The organism is Granulicella sp. L56 (assembly GCF_009765835.1).
Taxonomy (GTDB): domain Bacteria; phylum Acidobacteriota; class Terriglobia; order Terriglobales; family Acidobacteriaceae; genus Edaphobacter.
The window spans coordinates 506252-525509 of record NZ_LMUS01000006.1 but is presented as its reverse complement, the minus strand read 5'-3'; the positions used below and the strand labels follow the sequence as shown (position 1 = coordinate 525509).

Annotated in this window: 16 protein-coding genes; 9 read left to right on the top strand and 7 right to left on the bottom strand. The window is 59.1% G+C overall.

The window, feature by feature from the left end:
* Positions 1 to 58: 58 nt before the first annotated feature.
* Both GSQ81_RS10030 and GSQ81_RS10025 read left to right on the top strand, forming a co-directional pair.
* Entirely contained in the window at positions 59 to 460 is a 402-nt protein-coding gene (locus GSQ81_RS10030) for a BlaI/MecI/CopY family transcriptional regulator (RefSeq protein WP_158910627.1), read from the top strand.
* Entirely contained in the window at positions 453 to 1802 is a 1350-nt protein-coding gene (locus GSQ81_RS10025) for a TonB family protein (protein ID WP_158910626.1), read from the top strand. Before GSQ81_RS10030 ends, GSQ81_RS10025 begins: the two co-directional genes overlap by 8 nt.
* Before the next feature lie 52 nt (positions 1803 to 1854).
* Here GSQ81_RS10025 and GSQ81_RS10020 read toward each other — a convergent pair whose 3' ends face one another.
* From GSQ81_RS10020 to GSQ81_RS10000, 5 genes are all read right to left on the bottom strand, one after another.
* Positions 1855 to 3261 (bottom strand): serine hydrolase, encoded by a 1407-nt coding sequence (locus GSQ81_RS10020; protein WP_158910625.1) that lies wholly within the window; start codon positions 3259 to 3261, stop codon positions 1855 to 1857.
* A 170-nt stretch (positions 3262 to 3431) separates the two neighbouring features.
* Positions 3432 to 4544, bottom strand: coding sequence for an ABC transporter permease (locus GSQ81_RS10015; protein WP_158910624.1), 1113 nt, complete (start codon positions 4542 to 4544; stop codon positions 3432 to 3434).
* A complete protein-coding gene (locus GSQ81_RS10010; protein ID WP_158910623.1) occupies positions 4541 to 5560 on the bottom strand; it encodes an ABC transporter ATP-binding protein in 1020 nt (339 codons plus the stop codon). The genes GSQ81_RS10015 and GSQ81_RS10010 overlap by 4 nt, the downstream gene beginning before the upstream one ends.
* Positions 5557 to 6621: an HlyD family secretion protein gene (locus GSQ81_RS10005; protein WP_158910622.1), complete on the bottom strand. Its 1065-nt coding sequence runs from the start codon at positions 6619 to 6621 to the stop codon at positions 5557 to 5559. Before GSQ81_RS10005 ends, GSQ81_RS10010 begins: the two co-directional genes overlap by 4 nt.
* Positions 6608 to 7354: a TetR/AcrR family transcriptional regulator gene (locus GSQ81_RS10000; RefSeq protein ID WP_158910621.1), complete on the bottom strand. Its 747-nt coding sequence runs from the start codon at positions 7352 to 7354 to the stop codon at positions 6608 to 6610. The genes GSQ81_RS10005 and GSQ81_RS10000 overlap by 14 nt, the downstream gene beginning before the upstream one ends.
* A 266-nt stretch (positions 7355 to 7620) precedes the next feature.
* Here GSQ81_RS10000 and GSQ81_RS09995 point away from each other — a divergent pair, with 266 nt between their 5' ends.
* Complete coding sequence (locus GSQ81_RS09995; RefSeq protein WP_158910620.1) at positions 7621 to 7959, top strand: hypothetical protein; 339 nt, start codon at positions 7621 to 7623, stop codon at positions 7957 to 7959.
* A gap of 111 nt (positions 7960 to 8070) precedes the next feature.
* Here GSQ81_RS09995 and ftsY read toward each other — a convergent pair whose 3' ends face one another.
* The gene (ftsY, locus tag GSQ81_RS09990) at positions 8071 to 9087 is read right to left on the bottom strand and encodes a signal recognition particle-docking protein FtsY (RefSeq protein ID WP_158910619.1); all 1017 of its coding nucleotides are present in this window, start codon (positions 9085 to 9087) and stop codon (positions 8071 to 8073) included.
* A 258-nt stretch (positions 9088 to 9345) separates the two neighbouring features.
* On the opposite strand from ftsY, the gene GSQ81_RS09985 reads away from it, so the two are divergent.
* Complete coding sequence (locus GSQ81_RS09985; RefSeq protein WP_216846414.1) at positions 9346 to 10473, top strand: M23 family metallopeptidase; 1128 nt, start codon at positions 9346 to 9348, stop codon at positions 10471 to 10473.
* A gap of 33 nt (positions 10474 to 10506) precedes the next feature.
* On the opposite strand, the gene GSQ81_RS09980 is transcribed toward GSQ81_RS09985, so the two are convergent.
* The gene (locus GSQ81_RS09980) at positions 10507 to 11091 is read right to left on the bottom strand and encodes an elongation factor P (RefSeq protein WP_158910617.1); all 585 of its coding nucleotides are present in this window, start codon (positions 11089 to 11091) and stop codon (positions 10507 to 10509) included.
* 255 nt (positions 11092 to 11346) lie between these two features.
* Here GSQ81_RS09980 and GSQ81_RS09975 point away from each other — a divergent pair, with 255 nt between their 5' ends.
* The 5 genes from GSQ81_RS09975 (at position 11347) to GSQ81_RS09955 (ending at position 19256) form a co-directional block, all read left to right on the top strand.
* Positions 11347 to 13536 carry a glycoside hydrolase family 3 C-terminal domain-containing protein gene (locus tag GSQ81_RS09975; RefSeq protein ID WP_158910616.1) on the top strand — a complete coding sequence of 730 codons (2190 nt, stop codon included), beginning with the start codon at positions 11347 to 11349 and terminating at the stop codon, positions 13534 to 13536.
* Positions 13537 to 13719: 183 nt separating this feature from the next.
* Positions 13720 to 15126, top strand: coding sequence for a UDP-N-acetylmuramate--L-alanine ligase (murC, locus tag GSQ81_RS09970; protein WP_158912157.1), 1407 nt, complete (start codon positions 13720 to 13722; stop codon positions 15124 to 15126).
* A 212-nt stretch (positions 15127 to 15338) separates the two neighbouring features.
* Positions 15339 to 16508 (top strand): cell division protein FtsQ/DivIB, encoded by a 1170-nt coding sequence (locus GSQ81_RS09965; protein WP_158910615.1) that lies wholly within the window; start codon positions 15339 to 15341, stop codon positions 16506 to 16508.
* Positions 16505 to 17734: a cell division protein FtsA gene (gene ftsA / locus GSQ81_RS09960; RefSeq protein ID WP_158910614.1), complete on the top strand. Its 1230-nt coding sequence runs from the start codon at positions 16505 to 16507 to the stop codon at positions 17732 to 17734. The genes GSQ81_RS09965 and ftsA overlap by 4 nt, the downstream gene beginning before the upstream one ends.
* A 214-nt stretch (positions 17735 to 17948) precedes the next feature.
* Positions 17949 to 19256, top strand: a complete 1308-nt coding sequence (locus GSQ81_RS09955) for an NAD(P)/FAD-dependent oxidoreductase (RefSeq protein ID WP_158910613.1) — start codon at positions 17949 to 17951, stop codon at positions 19254 to 19256.
* Positions 19257 to 19258 lie beyond the last annotated feature (2 nt).

Genomic DNA, 19258 nt, shown 5'->3' with positions numbered 1-19258 from the left:
ATTTAGGTTGACAGGTACGGATGTTCGATCCTAGACTCCTATTAATTTAGGAGACGCTATGGTCGGACGTAAAAAAGGCACGAATGCTCTTACCCCTCTTGAGCTGCAGATCTTGCAGGTGCTTTGGAGCGAGGGGGCGGGCAATGTGCAGCATGTGCAGAAGGGGCTGCTGCCCAGCAATGAGCTGGCTTACAACACGGTGCAGACCATGCTCAACGTTCTCCATCGCAAGGGCAGGGTGGAGCGGGCGTTGGAGGGGCGTGCTTTTGTCTACTCTCCCGTCGCTTCGAAGGAGACGGTGCTGGGGCAGGCTGTTCGTGATCTGGTCGAGCGGATGTTCGGAGGATCTTCCGAAGCTCTGGTGATGAGCCTGGTGAAAAGCCGTCAGGTCGATCTGGAGCGGATTGCGGACCTGAGCCGAAAGATTGCGGCCGAGGAGAGAGGAGAAGAGGATGAATAGCTTCTCTGGATTTATGGTCTCTTATTTCATTAACTCAATTTGGGAGGTGGCCCTGATCGCCGCAGCGGGATGGCTGGTAAGCCGCCTGCTCAAAAAGGCTGGGCCGCAGGCGGAGCATCTTGTCTGGGTATCCACGCTGGGGCTTGCGATTCTTGCGCCTGCGTTTCCTTTTTTTCGATGGCTGTTGGCTTTTGTGCATCTTCCTCATGTGGCGGGTGGGCATACTTCGATTGCTTTTGTTGCCGCTCAAGGCGCTGCGCTGAATCAAAGGGGGATTTATATTCTGCCTGCGGTGCTTGTTGGGGCCTTGTTGTCTCTTTATTTTGGCGCGCTGATCTACTTTGCGATGAGGCTTGCGTGGTCGTTGCGCTCGACGGCAAGGCTGCTTCGGTTGGCTCGTCCTCTCTTGCTGACAGAGGAGCAGGAGGAGATTTGGCTTGATTGCAAGCGGGCGTTTGGTTTGGATCAGGCTCGTATCCTTTGTTCTTCGCGTATCGCGGGACCGGTGACGCTGGGGCTACGTGAGCCAATGCTGCTGGTGCCGGATGCGTTTGTCGCCGACTGTGCGCCGCAGGACCTGCTGGCTGCACTGGCGCATGAATGCGCGCATATGAAGCGGAGGGATTTTCAGAAGAACCTGTTCTACGAGGTTGCGAGTCTCTTGCTTGCCTTCCACCCTGTCATCTGGGTTCTGAAGATCCACATCGCACAGACGCGGGAGATGATCTGCGATGGCATGGCCACCGATAAGCTGATCGATTCGCGCAAATATACGGACTCTCTGCTACGGCTCGCGACTATGGTCGCTGTGGGCTCGCGAGCTTATCCCTCTCACGCCATCGGGATCTTCGATGCCAACATTCTGGAGAAGCGAATCATGATGATGAATCTCAAGAAGCCGCGCGTCAGCTCTGCTTTGAAGTATGGTCTGGTGATTCCGGCAACGGTGTTCCTGCTCTCGGTAGCGGTGGGCGGGGCGGCGATGGCTGTGGTGATTGAACCGCAAGCCTCTACTCAGGTAGCTGAACAGTCGCAACCGTATGGGCAGGTCTATCACCTTGGGAAAGATGTAATTGCGCCTGTGCTGGTCTGGTCTGTGGAGCCTGAATATCCTGAGGCTGAGAAAAAGAGTAAGGACAAGTTTGGAGGAACGTGTCTGATTGAACTGGTGGTGGACTCGTCGGGGATGGTTCATGATGTCCACGTCAAGCGTTCGCTTCGTCCTGACTTCGATGCGAATGCTGTCAAGACTGTTGAGCAATATCGCTTCAAGCCTGCTACGCGAGCAGGAGAGCCGGTGGCGGTTGCGCTGAATATAGAAGTGAACTTTCAGAAGTTTTGAAGAGGATGTTTGGATTTCGGGCGCGGCATTTGGATGGATGCCGCGTCCGAAATTACTTTACGTGGGAACGGGCTGCGATGAGTGCCGGCAGGATGATGTTGATCATGATCTTGTTGGGGGGCGCTCCGCCGGAGTTGTAATCGCCCGCGGTGAAGACCGCGACGAGATCGTATTGCGGAAGGAGGTAAATCTTCTGGCCTCCGTTGCCTTGCGCGGCGCTGAAGTGGACGCGCTGTATGCCGTTGGGGGTGGGCACATTGAAGTAGGGCTTCCACCAGAAATAGCCGTAGTCGGTGCCGTCGATCTGACTTTGGGTTGTGAGCGATGCCTGCACCCAGGAGGAGGAGATGACCTGATGGCCCTTCCACTTGCCGCCGTCGGCGAAGAGGATGCCGAGCTTGAGCATGTCGCGGGGGCGGAGATGGATCTGGGAGTACTCCTTGTTGGCGTTGGTGAGGTTGTAGTTCCACGTCCAGTTGGTGCGTGGGATTCCGAGAGGGGCGAAGAGATTTTTCTGGGCGAAGTCGGGGAGATACATGTGGGTTGCGTTTTCGGCCATGCGGCCTGCGACAGCAACGCCTCCTGAGCAGTAGAAGCCCTTGCTGCCGGGGTCGTTGATCATGGGGAGATCGAGCGTGGCTTTGACCCAGTCGGGCGCGTCATCGAGGACGGTCTCGCGGCCGGGAGAGGTGCCGCTGTGGTCGTTGCAGTCGAGGCCGGAACTCATGGAGAGAAAGTTGCCGAGCGTGATCTTCGATTTGCGCGGGTCGGGGTTGGCGTAGGTGGTGTAGCTCATGTGGGGGAGCACGAGTTCGTTGGCTCCGGTGAGAGCGCCGCGGTCGATGGCGATGCCGACCACCGCGCTAACGACTGATTTGGTGGCGGAGCGGAGTTGATGCTGGCGAGTGGCGTTGTAGCCGTAGAAGTACTCTTCCATGACGAGGTGGCCGTGCTGGTAGAGAAGGACGCTATGGACGTCCTGGTAAGTGCCATTGAGGATGCTGTTCACGATGGCGTCTGCTGTGGCTTCGCCGAGGTCGGAGTGGGTGATGCTGGCTACGGCGATTCCGTCGTGAAGATTGGCGGGTGGGTGGTAGTGGTACGTGGTGCCTTTGCTCAGTGGCCACGGGCGGGCGAGGGCGGCGGACTCCGGCGTGATGGAGAGTGAGACGCGTGGGTGGAGTTTGCCGTCTTCTTCGTAGCCGATGACTTTGCCGCTGGCGTCGCGGATAAAGGGGATTTTGTTCCCGGTGATGGTAATGAACTCGTCGGGTTTGGAGGATTGGAGCTTGTACTTTGCGCTGTCCTGTACGGCGAAGAGTTGATCGCCCGCGACTATTTCGAGCGTGTGGCCGGGGCGGTCGGTGTAGGTGCCCACGTAGTCGGATAGGGGAGGCGCTTGTGCAGCTAGAGTGCTGCTCATTGCTACGAGCAGGGTCAGGAGTAGAGCGTGGCGCATCGGGCCTCCAAAGATGGGTGGAGGCCCTAGTCTATCTGCAATCGCGGTGACTAGGATGGCATAAAACAGGCAACTGCAGCCGCAGGTCCTTCGACTCGGCTGCACCTTCGCTCAGGATGACACGTTTGTGGAAGGTGCCGCCGTATGACAAGGGGTGAGGAGCGGCAGGCTTAGAGGGTGCGTTTGAAGAGCGGTGTTGCGATCAGGAGCGCGCCGATTCCGAAGGCGAAGAGGAAGAGGATGTCGGGATAGATGGCGGTGAAGCCTCCGTCTTTGAGCAGGATGGCTTTGAAGCCGTGGACGGCGTAGGTGAAGGGATCGACGTCGGCGATGGCGCGGAGCCAGGGGGGAAGGCCGGAGACGGGCGAGATGGCTCCGCTGGGGAAGAAGAGAAGCGTGTTGAGGACGCCGAACATGGCGCGGGGGACGAGGGGGTCTTCTACGCGGACCATCATCAGGAACATCATGCCGTTGAAGGCGACTGACGTGGCGACGATGAGGAGCGAGAGTTGCAGGAGCGCCATGGGGTTGAAGATGGCTCCGATGCCTGCGAAGAGCGAGCCGATGACGGTGAGGCAGATGCCGGAGAGAATGGCTTTGATGGAGCCTGCGAGGTTGAGACCCATGACCAGTTCGAGCCGGGTGATGGGAGTGACGAGGTAGCCCTCGTGGACGCCACGGGCCTTGTCGTCGATGTACAACATGCCGCCGCCGATCATGACGGCGACGTACATGGCGAGCGAGATGGAGCCTGCGAGGAGGTACTTCATGTACTCGACGTAGGGGTAGAGTTCGACGATTTTGAGGGCGATGCTCTGGACGACGAGCGGCTGAATGATGGGAGCGTTGAGGGAGTCGACGAGAGATTGCATCTCCTGCTCGAGTGAGTCGCTCATGACCTGGTCGGTGTTGTCGACGACGAGGCCGATGTTGGGGGAGTCGCCTGCGAGGACGCGGCGGGAGTATTGTTTCGGGATGATGACGGCGCCGTCGATCTTGCCGGTGCGGACGTCTTCGCGAGCCTGCACCTCATTGTTGTAAGGGACGGTGGTGAAGGTGCGGATGTTGGCGGCGATGGCGTCGAAGGCTTCGTGGATTTTGAGGGCCTGCGCGCCGTGGTCGTAATCGACGATGCCCATACGGGCGTTGCGGATCTTGCCGCCGAAGGCGTGGCCGAGGATGAGCAGTTGCACCAGCGGGAGGGTCATGGAGACCATCATGAGTGCGGGCGAGCGGAAGAACTTTCGCATCTCGCGTTCGACGATTGCCATCATTCGGTTCATGGCTGCATCCCTGGGCGCGGCGGCATGACGAAGGCGGCCGCTTTCACTTGTTCGTCGCGAAGTGCGCGTCCGGTGTAGTGGACGAAGACGTCGTCGAGGGTGGTGTTTTGTACGCTGAGGGACTTGATGGTTTCGCCTCGGCTGGCGGCCATCTGAACTAACTGGATAGTGGTGAGCGAACCGCTGGAGGTCATGATGCGGTACATGCCGGAGCTTTGCGATTCGACCGACATGACGCCTTCGAGTTGCCGCAGACGCTCGGGCCAATCAGTGGATTCGGTGGAGAACTGCGCTTCGACTACGTTGGTGCCGGGGACGTTGGCTTTGAGCGCCATGGGCGTGTCGAGGGCTACGAGCTTGCCGTGATCGACGATGGCGATGCGGTCGCAGAGGCGGTCGGCCTCGTCCATGTAGTGCGTCGTGATGAGCATGGTGAGGTGATGCTTGTTCTTGAGGTTGTTGAGCATCTCCCATACGGCGACGCGGGAGACGGGGTCGAGGCCGGTGGTGGGTTCGTCGAGGAAGAAGATGCGCGGATTGTGGACGAGGCCGCGAGCGATTTCGAGGCGGCGGCGCATTCCGCCGGAGAGAGTTTTCGTCTGCGCGTTGCGCCACTTGGTGAGGTCAACGGCTTCGAGAAGGTCGTTGATGTTTTGTTCGCGGCGGGCCTTGGGAACGTCGTAGAGCTTGGCGTAGATGGAGAGGTTCTCTTCGACGGTGAGATCGATGTCGCTGGTGAGGGCCTGGGGGATGACGCCGATCATGCGGCGGACGGCGTCGGAGTCGCGGGAGACGTCGTGGCCGCCGATGATGGCTTTGCCGGAGGTGACGGGGATGAGCGTCGTCATCATGCGGATGAGGGTGCTTTTGCCTGCGCCGTTGGGGCCGAGCAGACCGAAGATCTCGCCCTCGGCTACGTCGAAGGTGATGCCTTTGACTGCCTCGAAGTCGCCGTAGCGCTTGATGATGTTCTGGACGGAGATGGCTGGTTGAGCTGTGACTGGCGTGGTGCTCATTGCTTCACCAGCTTGTCTTTGGGGACGTAGACTTCGGCGGTCATGCCGAGGGTGTACTTCATGCCGGGATTGGGGATGAGGAGCTTAAGCTCGATGGTCTTGATGTCGCGTTTACGGCGGCTTACGTCGCGCTGGGTGGCGAAGTCGGCTTCAGCGGACTTGTTGATGACTTTGCCCTGAATGGCCTCGCCGCTGGGCATGACCACGCGGAGGCTGTCGCCGAGCTTGACGGAGTCGGCTTCGGTCTCGGGGAGCGGAGCGTAGACCCAGGTTTGGGTGAGGTCGGTGATGGTGACGATGGGGGTTCCGGCGGCGACGACTTCGCCCTGACGGGCTGCGCGAACGTTGACCCTTCCGGAGATGGGAGCGAGGACGTTGGCGTAGTCGAGCTCGACCTGCGCCTGATTGACGAGGGCTTTTGCGTTTTGCACGTCGCTGCGGGTGGAGGCTACGGTTTTGGCTGCGGCTTGTGCCTGAATGGTATTCGCTACGGCTAGTTTGAGAGATGCGTTGGCTGCGACTACGCTTTGCTTCGCGGAGTCGACGGCGGCTTGCAACGCGCGCAGAGAGGTAATGGCTTCGTCGCTCGACTGCTGGCTCATGACGCCTTGCTTGGCGAGAGCTATGGTACGGTTGCTATCGGCCTGTTGATGCTCGTAATTGGCTTGCGCCTGCAACAGTGCGGCGTTTGCTACTTGTAATTGGGCCTCGGCGTTGGCTACCTGACTGGTGGTGCTGCCTTTGGTTTGGCGCTGGGTGTCCTGCGAACCTTGCAGCTTAAAGTTCTGGCTGAGAGCGGTGGCTTCGGCGGCGTTGCGGGCTGCGGCGAGGTCGTCGCTTTGAATGTTGGCGATGAGTTCGCCCGCGGTGACAGTGTCGCCTTCATCCACGGTGAGCTTCTGGATGCGGCCGGGGATGCGTGAGCTGACGACGACTTCGTTGGCGTCGACAGTGCCGATGAGTTGGAGATCGGTCGATCGGTCGGTCGAAAAAAAGTACCAGAAGAGCCCGATGACCAGAAGGATGCCCATCAGGATGAGGATTCGGTTACGGGCGTTCATAAATTGTTCTCCAGGCAAGTGGTTTGTCTAGGACAGGCATGGGCATGGCGGCGAGGACGCGACGGACGAGCTTTGCGCCGTGGGAACGATCGACGAAGAGGGCGTTGCCGAGAAACTGTACGGCGGCCTTGCGGCGAAACTCGATGGTTGCGGGATCGAAGGGTTCGAAGGACAGCGAGAGGCGCATCATCGGCGCGCTCATGAAGTAGAAGACGTTCGAGCCATAGGTCGAATACATGACCTGCATCCAGTCGATTTTGCAGAGCTCGCCAGAGCCGATCCCCTCTTCGACAGCGGCTTGTATTTTTTTGAGGAGCGGAGTGAAGACTCTGCTTGTCAGTGAGGGGATGGAGCTGCTTTTGCCATGATGGAAGCGCACCATCTCCTGCTGCATGAGGCTCTGGAACTCGTGCTGGGTGAGCACGCGGTCGAAGTGGTTGAGGGCGAGGCGCAGAAGGAGTTCGCCTGGGGAGCACCTGGTCTGGAGCACGGCGAGGGTGTTCTGCATGACGTTGCCGAGGGCTGCTTCAAAGGTTGCGGCGTAGAGCGATTCCTTGTTCTTGAAGTAATAGTAGAGCAGAGCCTTGTTGACGTTTGCCGATTCGGCGATGGCGTCGGTGCGTGCTCCGGCGAGGCCGTGGGCGCTGAATTCGTGCAGGGCAGCGCGGAGGATCTTCTCTCGACTCTTGTCGGTCGGGTCAGTAGGGGGCGGGATGGGCTTCTTTGAGGGCATTGATTAACTGGTTAGTTAAAGTTTATCTTAACCCATGCTGAAAATGAAAGCTCGGGCAGCACGCTGTCGCAATACTTAGAGTTCCCCTAGATGTTCGACGGTGTATTCCGGAACAAATTCTTGCGTTAGCGCGTATTCGCTTTAAGGCCCCTCTGTGTCTCGGCCAGGATATGACATACAACGGCGGTCTTCCGAGAATCTGATCATTTACTGCGACGTCCTTTGACGCCGTACGCTCGAAACCAGCTTCACCTGAAAGGAAACCAATGTTCAAAATCTCTACTTGTTTTATCGCGGCTCTTGTTGTGTTTGCCCCCAACGTTTTGCATGCACAGGGCGCTGCATCCACAGGTTCTATCGCCGGCAGTGCTGACCCCGGCGCCCAAATCGTTTTGACTGCAAACCACGGTGCGGTCATCGGCATTGTGGCGACCTGCGACGGAACGTACAAAGCAGAAGAGCTCAAGCCTGGGAAGTACTCTATCGTCGAGGGAGGACCGCATCACGCCGTGCGAAAGCTATCTGTCGAAGCGGGAGTAGTCTCGCACGTGGATCTGGGCGCGGCCGATGCGGATTCCATCCGAGCCTGTAAAGACAAGAAGTAAGGTGAATGACCTTTCACCGATCTGCTGGATCAAGTCAGTCACAGAGGCTTATTGTGCGGATGATCTTCTACGCGGCCAACGAACGGCCACGGCGCAGAAGAGAGGCCTTTGCTAGTCGATCAGGGAGTCGATGAAGGTGGCGCTGTCGAAGGGGAGGATGTCTTCCATCTTTTCGCCTACTCCGGCGTAGAGGACGGGGAGCTTGAGTTCGGTGGCGATGGCGAGGACGATGCCGCCCTTGGCGGTGCCGTCGAGCTTGGTGAGGACGATGCCGGTGACCCGGGCGGCCTCGGTGAAGAGACGGGCTTGCGTCAGGCCGTTCTGGCCGGTGGTCGCGTCCATGACGAGGAGGGTTTGGTGGGGTGCGCCGGGGACCAGCTTTTCAGCGGTGCGGCGCATCTTGTCGAGCTCCTTCATCAGGTCGGTCTTGGTGTGGAGACGGCCTGCGGTGTCTACGATGAGGACTTGCGTGCCGCGTGCTTTGGCGGCGGAGCAGGCGTCGTAGAGCGCGGCGCTGGGGTCTCCGCCTTGCTTGGTCTTGATGAGGGGAACGTCGGAGCGCTGGGCCCAGACTTCCAGTTGCTCGATGGCGGCGGCGCGGAAGGTGTCAGCGGCGCAGAGCAGAACGCTGCGGCCCTGCGAACTGAAGAGGGCGGCCAGCTTGCCGGAGGTGGTGGTTTTGCCGGTGCCGTTGACGCCGACCATCATGATGACTTCGGGTGGCGTGGCGGGATGGTGGACGGGGTGGGAGACGCCGTCGAGGATCTGCTTCAACTCGGCTTTGAGGAGCTGTTTGAGCTCGGCGCCGCCCTGTATGCCGGTGCGGAGGGCGCGCTGGCGCAGATTTTCGATGACGATGGCGGTGGTCGGTGCACCGAGGTCGGCGCGGAGCAGGATGGGTTCGAGGCCGACAAGCGTTGATTCGTCGACCTCGCGGGTGAGAGCGATGACGGAGCTGATGGACTCGGTGAACGACTCGCGGGTGCGAGTGACCGCCTGCTTCATGCGGTCGAAGAGGCCGCGTTTCTGCTCTGCGGGTTCAAGGGGGGAGACAGCCTCCGGTGTGGCGGTGGGCTGGTCGGGTTGCTGCTCAGGTTTGTCGCGTTTGCCGAAGAGAGAAAATGCCATGCTGATGCTAGTTTAGCAATGGTCTGGCGTGGAGTGGTTCCGATGAGGCAGCGGAGGTGTTGTGCCGCGCTGAGGAAGCGTCGCGCTCTGTATGTGTCGGATTTAAAAATCAGGTGCAATCTGAGGACGGCCCTGTTCTAATGGGGCCGCGTTATTCTTTCCTGTCATCAGAAAACCTGTATTACGAAAGGGTGGCTTATGCGTGCCAGACGGCTTCTTTTTGCCTCCGTTCTTCCTTTGCTCCTTGTCATGATGGCGTTGCCGGCTCTTTCCGAGGACGCCTTTACCCCTGTGATTGCATCGGCGTTGCGGCCGGCGACGTTTGCGGTTCTGGGGACAGACAATAAGCTGCATCTTGTCTACGAGCTGGTTATTACGAATACAGGGAGCGCTCCGGCGACGATCGAGAAGATCGATGTGGTGAGCGGGGATGCGTCGGCAAAGGTCGTTGCCAGCTTCGAGGGCGACGCTCTCCACGCTCGCCTGCGCGCCACGGGGCGGGGAGAAGAAGCGGTATCGCCGATAGAATCCAGCGGGAGCCGTCTCTTCCTGGTTGACTTCACCATGGACAAGGACAGCCATCCTCCGGCGACGCTGCTGCACCGTTTTCATCTGATGGCTGCTGGACCTCCGGGTTCGCCAAAGGGCGAGACGGTGCCGTATACGGACACCATGGCTCCGATCAGCGTAGGCACGGACGTGACCGTGCTTGGGCCGCCGCTTGAAGGCAAGGGCTGGGTTGCTTTCAACGGTTGCTGCGAACCCACGGGCATTCACCGCGGCTCAGCGCTTTCCGTCAACGGCCAGATTTACTTCGCGCAGCGCTTCGCCATCGACTGGATGCTGCTCTATCCCGATGCCAAAGTCTTCCACGGCGACGGCAAGAGCGTGAAGGATTATGCGGGTTATGGCGTCAAGGTTATTGCCGTGGCTGACGGCACCGTTGTCGATACCCTCGCCAATCTGGACAACCAGATTCCCGGGATCCTGCCTGATCCAAAGTCCATCACCATCAAAAACGTCGATGGCAACCATATTGTGCTGGACCTGGGGCATGGCAAATATGCCTTTTACGCCCATTTGCAGAAAGATTCACTGCTCGTATCCATGGGCGATCATGTGAAGCGCGGGCAGGTGCTTGCTCTGCTGGGCAACACCGGCAATACTTCGGCGCCTCACCTGCACTTTCACCTCATGGATGGCGCTTCGGTGCTCGGTTCATCAGGCTTGCCCTATGTGATCGATCACTTCGCCGTAGCCGGGCAGTTGCCAGCCGCGCAGTTCAACGCCAGCGGGATTGATGGAGAGTGGAGCAAAGATTTGTCTGCCCATCCTTCCAGCAAGAAGTCAGAGTTTCCGCTCGATCTTACCGTGGTCGATTTTTAGCTCATGCAGTTTGGATTGGGCGAGGAGGAGTGGCTAGCTTTTGTCGGCGCGGCCTGAAAACTCTCCAGTTTCTGTTGTCACTCGCACCTTTTCGCCTTCTTTGATAAAGGGAGGAACGCGGAGTTCGAGGCCGGTTTCGAGCTTGGCCATCTTGGTTCCGCTGCCGCTCGATGAGTCGCCTCGCGCTGCCGGTTCGGCATAGGTGACGTTCAGTTCGACAAACATCGGCAGTTGCAGGCCGATGGGATTGCCGTTGTACTTGTGCAGTTGGAGTTCTGTGCCTTCGATGAGGAAGTCGAGCGCGTTGCCGACCATGCCTTCGTCGAGGGTGAGGGTCTCGTAACTCTCCTGATCGAGGAAGTGAGAGCCTTGGCCGTCGCTGTAGAGATAGGAGGCGGGGACCAGTTGCAGGTCGGGCTCCTTGAACTTGTCATTGGCCTTGAAGGTCTTTTCAAAGACGGCGCTGGTGAGCAGGTTGCGCATCTTGAGGCGCACCAGGGTCTGGCCACCGCGTGCGGTGGGGGTGGTGATGTCTGAATCCAGACAGGCGTAGGGGGCATTGTCAAGCTCGAACATAGTCTTGCGCTTGATGTTGATCGCTTCAATCAATACGGCCATGAATTCCTCGGGGGCAAGTTGGCGGGTAAATGCAGGACAGCCTGATTTCAACCCTGAGTGAAGTATAAGGTGTTCGGCACGGTGCGCTTTGTGGCCGTTGCGGTCGGGGTATCAAATTTCAAAAAAATGCAGCTATTCAATCGAATTAGTGCCGCTGTCGGTGGTAGCATGGGTGCCTCTCGGGAATGAGCGCAGTGGTGGCAGCCAAATCCTGCACTGCGCTTGGTTCGCGGAAGATACGGACCCAAGGCCATCATGCAGATCAAATCGATTGTCATTTCGCTCAGCGTCTTCGCCCTTACGCTTTCGCCAGCCTTCGCACAGCAGCCAACGACCTATCCGTTTCGCGATACGTCGCTCTCCGCCGAACAGCGCATCGACAACATTATTTCGCTGATGACGACCGAGGAGAAGATCGACTTTCTCAGTACGGATACGTCTGTGAAACGTCTCGGCATTCCGAGCTTCGGCAGCTCCGAGGGCATTCATGGTGTGGTGCAGCGCGAGCGTGAAGATGGAGCCCACGCGCATCCAGCGATTCCGACGACGCAGTTTCCACAGCCTCCCGGCATGGGGGAGACGTGGGACCCGGCCATCGTGCGCGAGGCCGCTGGCGTCGAAGGCCACGAGGCGCGGTTCATCTCGCAGACGGAGAAGTATCACCACCCCATCCTGATGCTGTGGGGGCCGCAGTCCGACCTTGCGCGCGATCCGCGCTGGGGCCGCAGCGAAGAGGTCTATGGGGAAGATCCTTTCTTCAACGGAACCATGGTGACTGCCTTCATCCACGGACTTCAGGGGAATGATCCGCACTACTGGCAGGCGGCGTCGCTGCTCAAACACTTCCTCGCCAACAGCAATGAGAAGGACCGCACCAAGACTTCATCCGACTTCGATCAGCGGCTCTTCTGGGAGTACTACTCTGTTCCGTTTCGCATGGGCTTTCTCGATGGCGGAGCCAAGGCGGTGATGGCCTCGTACAACGCATGGAATGGAACGCACATGGCCGTCAATCCGGTGCTGAAGAGTATTTTGGTCAAGCAGTGGGGCGTCGATATTCTGTCGAGCGATGGCGGCGCGGTGAAGGCGCTGGTCAAGGACTCCAAGAGCTATCCCGACCAGCAGGCTGCGGTGGTTGCTTGTTTGAAGGCAGGTATCAACCAGTTCCTCGATACCTATAAGGATGAGACCCGCGTTGCACTTAAAGATGGCTCGATTACTGTCGCCGATCTTGACGCGCTGGTTCGGCCTAAGCTTCGCATCACGCTGAAGCTGGGGCTGCTCGATCCGGCTTCGATGGTGCCTTATGCAAGCGTGAAAGATTCGCCTGAGCCTTGGACGACTGAGGCGGATACGTCGGTCTCGAAGAAGATTGCTTTGGAGTCAGTGGTTCTGCTTAAGAACGACAAGGCTACGCTTCCGCTCAACAAGGAGACGCTCAAGTCGATTGCCGTGATTGGGCCGCTGGCGGACTCGGTTCATTGGGACTGGTACGGCGGCACGCCTCCTTATAAGGTGACGCCGCTGGAGGGTATTCAGAAGATTGTTGGGCCGCAGACCAAGGTGATCTACGCTGCTGACGAGACTCATAACGCTGTTGTGAACGCGGCGCGCAAGGCTGAGGTTGCGATTGTCTTTGTCGGCAACGATCCGACCTGCGGCCCGGACATGGCGCATGACTGGACCGGCAACGGCACGCTGCCTTGCACGTCGCCCTCCGACGGGCGCGAGGGACGCGACCGCGACAGCATCGAGCTTGGCCAGCAGGAGCAGTTGGTCAAGCAGGTATATGAGGTGAATCCGCACACGATTGTGGTGTTGGTTTCGAGCTTTCCGTTTGCGATCAACTGGACGCAGGAGAATGTTCCCGCGATTCTTCATATGGCGCACGCCTCGCAGGATGAGGGCACGGCTATCGCGAAGGTACTGTTTGGCGACTACAACCCTGGCGGCCACCTTGTGACGACCTGGCCGAAGTCAGTCGATCAACTGCCTGCGATGATGGACTACAACATTCGCGATGGGCGCACCTATATGTACTTCAAGGGAGAGCCACTCTATCCCTTTGGTTATGGCCTGAGCTATACGACTTTTAAACTCTCGAACCTCAAGCCGAGTGCTTCGCGTCTTGCGAAGGATGGACATGTCACCGTCGCGGTGGATGTGACCAATACGGGCACGAGGGCGGGGGATGAGGTGGTGCAGCTTTATGTTCAGCATTTGAAGTCGAAGGTCTCGCGGCCTCGTGAAGAGCTTGAGGGCTTCCAGCGAGTTTCGCTGCAGCCGAACGAGACAAAGACGGTGGAGATTCCGCTGGATGCGCAGCAGCTTGCTTACTGGAATGAGAAGGAGTCGAAGTTTGTGGTTGAGTCGGAGCCGGTGAAGCTAATGGTTGGCGATTCGTCTGCTGACATCAAGCTCGACGCTACGATTCAGGTTCCATAGGCGATGTCTCGGAGCCGAAAGCGGGTGGCGGCAGGAGCGACGACAAAATACAGGGGTCTCTCCACTGCGCTACGCTTCGGTCGAGATGACGTGCTTTCGTGGTGCTGAACAGGTGCTTTGCTTCGGCTGTATCCTCAAAGCTTTGCTGTGCTTTGAGGATGCAGCGCTGCTAGAGTGGAAGATATGTTTGTGCCGGTTGCACCTTCTGGACATTTCTTGTTTGCGCCTACGCAGCGGATCCACTTTATCGGGATCGGCGGGATTGGGATGAGCGGGATCGCGGAGATCCTGCTGACGATGGGGTATGCGGTCTCGGGCAGCGACCTGCGACGAAGTGCCGTGACGGAGCGGCTGGTGGGGCTCGGTGCTTGGATATTTGAGGGCCATGCGGCGGCGAATGCGGCTGCCAGCGATGTGGTGGTGACCAGTTCGGCGGTGAGTAAGGATAATCCCGAGGTGGTTGAGGCGCGGGCGCGGAAGATTCCCGTGATTCAGCGGGCGGAGATGCTGGCGGAGCTGATGCGGCTGAAGTATGGCATCGCTGTGGCTGGGATGCATGGCAAGACGACGACGACTTCGATGATTGCTGCTGTGCTGGCGGGCGGGGGGCTGGATCCTACGGTGGTGGTGGGTGGGCGTGTGGATTCACTGGGATCGAATGCGCGGCTGGGGAACTCGCATTATCTGGTGGCGGAGGCGGATGAGAGTGATCGTTCGTTTTTGAAGCTGTCGCCGGTGCTGGGAGTGGTGACGAATCTCGACCGCGAGCATATGGATTGTTATGCGGATATGGCGGATGTGGAGAACGTGTTTGTCGAGTTTATGGACAGGCTGCCGTTTTATGGCGCGACTACGGCCTGTATCGATAATGAGCTGCTGCGGGCGGTGCTGCCTCGCGTGAAACGGAAGGTCTATACCTATGGCACGAGCGAGGATGCGGACTTCCGGGTGGAGATGATTGAGAGGGAAGATGGGTGCCACTCGCGGTTTGAGGTGAACTACAAGGGGTTGGTGATGGGGCCATTCCGGCTTCATGTTCCCGGGAGGCATAATGTGCTGAATGCGGCGGCTGCGGTGGCGATTGGGGTGCAGTTGGGCGTGGCTCCGGAGCAGATTGCGGTGGGGCTGGATAGCTTTCGCGGGGTTGATCGCCGGTTTCAGGTGAAGGGTGTGGCGCGAGGCGTGACCGTGGTGGATGACTACGGGCATCATCCGACGGAGATTGTGGCCACGCTGCAGGCGGCGCGGGAGTGCGGGTATGGGCGGGTGCTGGTGCTGTTTCAGCCGCACCGGTTTACGCGGACGCGCGACCTGATGGCGGATTTTGCCGCGGCGTTTGGAGATGCAGATGTGGTGAAGGTGCTGGACATCTATGCGGCCAGCGAAGAGCCGATTGCCGGGGTGGATGCCGGGGCGCTGGTGAAGGCGATTGCGGCTGCGGGCTCGGCCAAAGTGGAGTATGCCGCGTCGATTGCGGCTGGGGTGGAGGCCCTGGTGCGGGAGGCGCGGGAGGGAGATGTTGTGCTGACGCTGGGCGCTGGGAGCGTTTCGCTGGCGGCAGCGATGATTTTAGAGGGGTTGCGAGGGTGAGTTTCGCATGAGTTCTGCATGTTCCTCAAAGGGTACATAGGAAAGATGTTGGGTGGAAATGGGTTCGTGACAGGTTATATTCGGGGTGGCGATTCTCGCGACCTTGCTCAAGTTTGCGAAATAGTAATGTATCTTCGAAACGCGGTGCGGCGGTGCTAGATGCGCCCGAGCAGGACTATGCCCGTGAAACGAGGGCTCCCAGACGAACGTCTGTGGTACCTAAGAGAAAGCTGCGTCGCGACTTCAGCGAAGACTTTGCCGATGATTTTCCGGAGGACGATGACACTCCTGCCGGACGCAGGCAGCGTGGGGTACAGCTACGGTTTCGCTGGGGGCTGCCGAAGACGAAGTGGAGCCGGATGGCGGCTGGCGCTGCCCTGGTGGTGCTGGCAGGGCTTTGCTTCGGGGCTCTGCTGCTGGTCAGGGACAGCGTGATGCATGATCCGCGATTCTTTATCCAGTCGGCATCTTCGATCGAGATTCAGGGCAATGTGCACCTAACGCGGGACGACCTGATCAATATCTTTGGCGAAGATGTGGAGCGGAACATCTTTTATGTTTCGCTGGCGCAGCGGCGGGCGGAGCTGCAGCAGTTGCCGTGGGTGGAACATGCGACGGTGATGCGGTTGCTGCCGAACCGGCTGCGGGTCTCGATTGTGGAGCGCACGCCGGTAGCGTTTGTGCGGCAGGGAAGTCAGATTGGCTTGGTGGACGCAAGCGGCGTGCTGCTGGATATGCCGCAGCATGGCGATGCGCATTATTCGTTTCCGGTGGTGACGGGGATTGTGGTCTCTGATCCTCTCTCTACGCGGACGGCACGGATGAAGATCTTTGAGCAGTTCACGTCGGACCTCGATAGCTCGGGGGAGAAGATCTCGGAGAAGCTAAGCGAGATAGACCTGTCGAACCCGGAGGACGTGAAGGCGGTGATTCCCGACGGCGGGAAGGACGTGCTGGTGCACTTTGGAGATACGGATTTTCTGAACCGCTACCGGAAGTTTGAAGAGCATCTGGCCGAGTGGCGGACGCAGTATCCGGCGCTGTCGTCGGTAGACATGCGATATGAACGGCAGGTGGTGCTGGAGATGCAGCAAGGAGCGGCGGCAGGGGGTAGTTCGGTGTCGATTGTGCCGACTGCGGCTTCGACGGGCGACGAGAGTACGGTCGCTCCGGCGCAGGCGGCTGCGAAGCCTGTGGCTAAGGTGGCAGTGAAGCCGCGTGCCAAGGCCCATGTGGTGGCGAAGAGGGCCCCGGTTTCGAAGTGGAAGCGCGCTGCAGCGAAGGCCAGGGCCCATCGAGCGGCCGCGAAGGCGCACGCGCGAGTTGTACATCATGCGGCGGGGAATTCCCGCTATCATTCTTCTCAGGTGGTCCATCCGTGAACCAGAAGCAGGAAAACCTCATTACGGTAGTGGATGCAGGCAGCACCAAGAGCTGCGTGCTGGTGGCAGAGCTGCTGGACGGCGTGCTGCGATATCGCGGTCATGGCATCGAGCCTTCGCGTGGGATGCGCAAGGGCTTGATCGCGGAGCTTGGCCCAGCGGCGGAGGCGATCAATCGCGCTGCGCTGACGGCTGAACGCACGGCGAAGGCGGTAATCGAAACGGCTGTTGTGGGGATTGGTGGAACGCATGTTCGCGGGGTGAACTCGCGAGGCGGTATCAGCATGGGCAGCCGTATGCGCGAGATTACGCGCGAAGAAGTGCGGGCTGCGGTCGACAGGGCGCGCAGTGTGGCGCTGCCGCCTGACCGCGAAGTACTACATCTGCTGCCACAGGAGTTCATTCTGGACGACCAGGCGGGAATTCATGACCCGGTGGGAATGGTCGGCAATAGGCTTGAGGTGAATCTGCATCTTTCAACCTGCTCGGGCGGCGTGGCGCAGAGCGTGATTACCTGCGCGAACCGGGCCGGGCTTGAGGTGCTGGATACGGTGTATGAAGGGATCGCCGCGGCAGAGTCGGTGCTGAGCGCCGATGAGCGTGAGCTTGGCGTCTGCATCGCCGATATAGGATCGAGCACAACGGAGCTGGCGGTTTACTTTGAGGGATCGATTGCGCACACGGCGGTGCTGCCGATTGGCGGCGACCACTTTACCAACGACCTTGCTGTCGGTCTGCATGTGACCGTGGAAGAGGCCGAGGAGTTGAAAAAGATCTATGGCCACTGCGTGGTGACGGCGGTGCCGCAGTTGAACGAGATCGAGGTTGGCGGAAACCTGGCGTACTCGGGTGGGCAGCCGGCACGGTTGGTAAGGCAGAGATTTCTGGCTGAGATTCTGGAGCCTCGGGCGCGGGAGCTATTCACCATGCTGCGGGACAATCTGCGAACCGGCGGCGTGCTCGAGGCGTTGGGAGCAGGGTGCGTATTGACTGGCGGCGGTGCGAACCTGATTGGCCTGCTGGACAATGCGGAGAGCCTGTTGCGGGTTCCGGCGCGGATCGGTTTTCCGGTGCCGCTGTCACGGATGCCGGAGGAGCTGGCAAAGCCGGAGTTTGCTGCGGTGATCGGGATGCTGCTCTATACGCACAGGACACAAGTGCGAAAGGCCAGCGAGGAGCAGGGATTGAGATCGAAGTTGAAGGCTATCTTTGCTGGAAGTTTCTAGTTTGACCTCTGAAGATGCATTCGGGTGGATGGGTAAAAGTTCAAATTGAGACAGGCTGCATAGCTCTACTCAGAATCTTCGTTTGGGTTGAGATGTGTCTCAATCCCTGGGTGGATGCGCGATTGACTTTACAAAGCTAAGATTCTCGCCGAGATGGAACTCGCCCGAACTTCGGGGTGAAGGCCAGTCTTCGGGCGAGGGGAGAGCGATCTGGGTGGCACATGAAGAAAACATTGCCGATGTAACTGTGATCGGAGGTGGCATCGCAGGCATGGCTGCTTCGATTCATCTTGCCAGGGCAGGCTGGAAGGTTCTATGCGTGGGGCCGGATCAAAATGGGAGCCACCCGGTAGGCGAGTCACTGGATTGGTCTGCTCCGGCACTTCTGGAGGTGCTCGGTTTACCGATGGAGCGCCTGATCGATGATGGGATTGCCACTTACAAGAGGCACGTTATCTTGAAGCTGGGTGACGGCTCCGAGCGCCATTATGTCCCTGCCGCGTGGTTGGGGCGTGCTCCATTCAATCTTGAACTGCGCACGCTGCATGTGGACCGGCCACGCTTGAACGAAGCGCTCCGCGAGATTGCGATGTCCCATGGGGTAAGGCACCTGTATGACAAGGTGGCCAATGTGGAGATCGAAGGCCGCAGGGTGGTTGCCGTGAATACTGCGGAGGGGCACAAGATCGTCTGTTCGCGATATATCGACGCCTCGGGCTCGGCGGCGAGCGTGCTTGCGCGGGCATTTAAATTGCCCCTGCATGAATATGGGCCAAAGAAAGTGGCGGTGTGGAACTACTTCAAGGTGCGGGAGCCGGGAGAGGGAACGACGCTGTATGCGCAGCGGGCGAGGTCCAGCTACATGGAATGGATATGGGAGGTCCCGATCAACCCGGAGACCATCAGTGTGGGGTATGTGACAACCGGTGACGTGATGAAGACGAAGCGCCAGCAGGGACGCACGGTCGAGGAGATCTACAAAGGAGAGCTGGAACAATTTCCTCGCTTCGATGCGTTACTGCAAGAGACCGGTACGGGGTCGCCATTTACCACTTCTTTTCGCTGCCGTGTGTATGACAACGTGGCTGGTCCTAACTGGCTGATTGTCGGCGAGTCTGCCGCGATGGTCGATCCGATGACCTCGAACGGTGTGACGGCAGCGTTGCGACATGCGTCCGAAGCGTCGAGCCTTTTAATCCGGTACCGCGATCGCGAGAGGCTTCCGTGGCTGGCTACAGCAATGTACAGCAAGAGAGTGGAAGCATTGGCAAAGTTCTTTAACTGCGGCATCGAGAAGGTGGTCTATGATTGGCCGGTCCGAGAGCGCATCGGTGCTTTATTGGCAGGCGACGTGTACACCGTGCCAGCCTGGAGCATGAATACGGTCTATGCGCGGATTCGTCCCGAGGGTGTGTTCGGAACGCTGCTGTTCAATTGCCTGTTGAATCTTTGGCGAGCAGCGGCGTCTGCGCTGCACGGGATCTGTAAAGAAGAAGCAGAAGCCTGCGAGGTGCAGGCATGATG